Source organism: Mycobacterium sp. (genome assembly GCF_049281135.1).
GTDB lineage: Bacteria > Actinomycetota > Actinomycetes > Mycobacteriales > Mycobacteriaceae > Mycobacterium.
In genome coordinates this window covers 1-3,158 of sequence record NZ_JBAPRN010000003.1, presented here as the reverse complement: position 1 = coordinate 3,158, position 3,158 = coordinate 1, and the positions used below count along the sequence as shown (strand labels likewise).

Here is a 3,158-nt window from a genome sequence, read left to right as displayed (position 1 = left end):
TCGGAAGCCAAGAGAACGGGTGTGTGTCGAGCAGGGTGCGACTGATGGAGGCGTTGTCGACCCCGAGTTCGAGCAACCGCGAGGCGAGGCGGTGCGCCCGGGCGGTGGCCCACCGGAACGATCCGGTGTCGGTGGTCAGCCCCGCATACAGGCAATAGGCCACATCGGTGTCGATCGGTTTGTCCCAGGCATCGAGCAGGTCGGCGACCATCATCGTGGTGGAGTCCGCCGACGGCTCGACGAAATTCGCGGTGCCGAACATCTGGTTTGACGCGTGATGGTCGATCACCAGCACATCCTGGCCGTCGGCGGTCATCTCACGCAGGCCCCCGAGCCGGTTGACGCTCGGAATATCTACGGTCACAACCAGATCGACATCGCGGCGCATGGCGTCGGGAGCAACCAGAAGTTGGCCGCCGGGCAGCGAGCGCAACGACTCCGGCAACGCGGCCGGAGCCGCGAAGCTGACTTCGACGGTCTTGCCGCACCGGTCCAGTACCAAGGCAAGCCCCAACCCCGCGCCGATCGTGTCGGCATCGGGATGGACGTGGCAGACGACCGCGATCGTCGCCGCGGCTTCGAGCACCTTGGCGGCGCCGACAGCGTCGACGCGTTGTGTAGTCGAATCAGTCTTCGAGTTCGTCGTCGTCACCGGCGCCTTCCCCGTTAGCGGTGGGCGCACCAATATCCGATTGCCCGGCTGCTCCTCGGGCCGCCACGCGGCCCGCATCCTCACCGGGCGTGTTTTCGTTTCCGTCGTCCTGCTCGCCGCTCACCCGGTACGGATCCGGGTCGCCGGCCGGCGAGGCTCCCTCACGCACGCGGGCCACATCGGCGTCGGCGGCACGCGCGCGGGCCAGCAATTCCTCCATCCGCTGCACGGAGTCGGACACCGTGTCGCGGGTGAAGGTCAGCGTGGGAGTGAACCGCACGCCGGTGCCGGCTCCGACCTTGCTGCGCAACACACCCTTGGCGCGTTCCAGCGCCGCAGCGGCGCCTTCGTAATCGGGCGCGTCATCCAGCGTCGACCCCATCACCGTGTAGTACAGCGTCGCATCGTGCAGATCGCCGGACATCTTGGAGTCGACGATCGTTACGCCGGCCAGTCCCGGGTCTTTGATCTCGTACTCGATCGCCGTGGCGACGATTTCGGAGATCCGTTTGGACAGCCGGCGCGCCCGCGCGGGGTCAGCCATACCGCGAGGTCAACTTGTCGGAGCTCATACTCAGACGCGCTCCTTTTCCACGAGCTCGTAGGTCTCGATGACGTCGCCCTCTTTGAGGTCGGAGTAGGTCAGCGTCAGACCGCATTCATACCCGTCGCGGACCTCGGTGACGTCGTCCTTCTCCCGTCGCAGCGAGGACACCGTGAGGTTTTCGGCCACCACGATGTTGTCCCGCAACAAGCGGGCCTTGGCATTGCGCCGCACGATGCCGGAGGTAACCAGACATCCCGCGATGAGACCGACCTTCGACGACCGGAACAGCGCGCGGATCTCGGCACGACCGAGCTGGTTCTCCTCGTAGACCGGCTTGAGCATGCCCTTGAGCGCACTCTGGATCTCGTCGATGGCCTGATAGATCACCGAGTAGTAGCGGATGTCCACGCCTTCGCGGTTGGCCAGCTCGGTGGCCTTGCCCTCGGCGCGCACGTTGAACCCGATGATGATCGCGTCCGAGGCCGACGCCAGGTTGACGTTGGTCTCGGTGACGCCACCGACGCCGCGGTCGATAACGCGCAGTTCCACCTCGTCGTCGATCTCGATGCCCAGCAGGGCCTCCTCCAGCGCCTCCACGGTGCCGGAGTTGTCGCCCTTCAGGATCAAGTTGAGCTGCGACGTCTCCTTCAGCGCTGCGTCCAGATCCTCCAGGCTGATCCGCTTGCGCGAGCGCGCCGCCAGTGCGTTGCGCTTGCGCGCGCTGCGACGATCGGCGATCTGACGGGCGATCCGGTCCTCGTCGACAACCAGCAGGTTGTCGCCGGCTCCGGGCACCGAGGTGAAGCCGATGACCTGCACCGGCCGGGACGGCAACGCCTCTTCGATGTCGTCGCCGTGTTCGTCGACCATTCGGCGAACACGACCGTAGGCGTCACCGGCAACGATGGAGTCGCCCACCCGCAGCGTGCCGCGCTGAATCAGCACGGTGGCCACCGGACCACGGCCACGATCCAGGTGCGCCTCGATCGCCACACCCTGGGCCTCCATGTCGGGGTTGGCCCGCAGGTCCAGCGCTGCGTCGGCGGTCAACAGCACCGCCTCCTCCAGCGCCTCGATGTTGGTGCCGGCCTTCGCCGAGATGTCGACGAACATGGTCTCGCCGCCGAAATCCTCTGCCACCAAACCGTATTCGGTGAGCTGGGCGCGGATCTTCTGCGGGTCGGCGCCCTCCTTGTCGATCTTGTTGACCGCCACCACGATTGGCACGTCGGCTGCCTGCGCGTGGTTGATGGCCTCCACCGTCTGCGGCATCACGCCGTCATCGGCGGCCACCACCAGAATCGCGATGTCGGTGGCCTTCGCGCCGCGGGCACGCATGGCGGTGAACGCCTCGTGACCCGGGGTGTCGATGAAGGTGATCGGCCGTTCGTCGCCGTCGAGGTCAACGGTCACCTGGTAAGCACCGATGTGCTGGGTGATACCGCCGGCCTCTCCCTCTCGCACGCTGGCGTTTCGAATGGTGTCCAGCAGTCGGGTTTTACCGTGGTCGACGTGACCCATCACGGTCACCACCGGCGGCCGCGTCTGCAGATCTTCCTCGGTGCCTTCGTCCTCGCCGTAGGTCAGGTCGAAGGACTCCAGCAGCTCGCGGTCCTCGTCCTCGGGGCTGACAACTTGGACGACGTAGTTCATCTCGCTGCCCAGCAGCTCGAGCGTCTCGTCGCCGACCGACTGGGTCGCTGTCACCATCTCGCCGAGGTTGAACAGCGCCTGCACCAGCGAGGCCGGGTTGGCGTCGATCTTCTCGGCGAAGTCGGACAGCGAGGCGCCACGGGCCAGGCGGATCGTCTCGCCGTTGCCGTGCGGCAACCGCACACCACCGACGACCGGCGCCTGCATGTTCTCGTATTCGGCGCGTTTCGCCCGCTTCGACTTGCGGCCACGTCGCGGCGCACCGCCGGGACGTCCGAATGCACCGGCAGCACCGCCGCGCTGGCC

The 3,158-nt window shown here is 66.6% G+C and carries 3 protein-coding genes; all 3 read right to left on the bottom strand.

All coding sequences use genetic code 11. From position 1 onward, the window contains the following. Positions 1-652: DHH family phosphoesterase (locus WAN02_RS00085; protein ID WP_422261632.1), on the bottom strand; the 652-nt coding region annotated here is incomplete at its 3' end. After that, positions 627-1,196: a 30S ribosome-binding factor RbfA gene (rbfA, locus tag WAN02_RS00080; RefSeq protein WP_422261630.1), complete on the bottom strand. Its 570-nt coding sequence runs from the start codon at positions 1,194-1,196 to the stop codon at positions 627-629. The genes WAN02_RS00085 and rbfA, both read right to left, overlap by 26 nt. Before the next feature lie 30 nt (positions 1,197-1,226). After that, positions 1,227-3,158 (bottom strand): translation initiation factor IF-2 (gene infB, locus WAN02_RS00075; protein WP_422261628.1); only part of this gene is annotated, 1,932 nt, incomplete at its 5' end.

Coding starts and splice junctions, on each gene's coding strand:
- rbfA (WP_422261630.1), bottom strand. CDS start 1,196: ATGGCTGACCCCGCGCGGGCGCGCCGGCTGTCCAAACGGATCTCCGAA.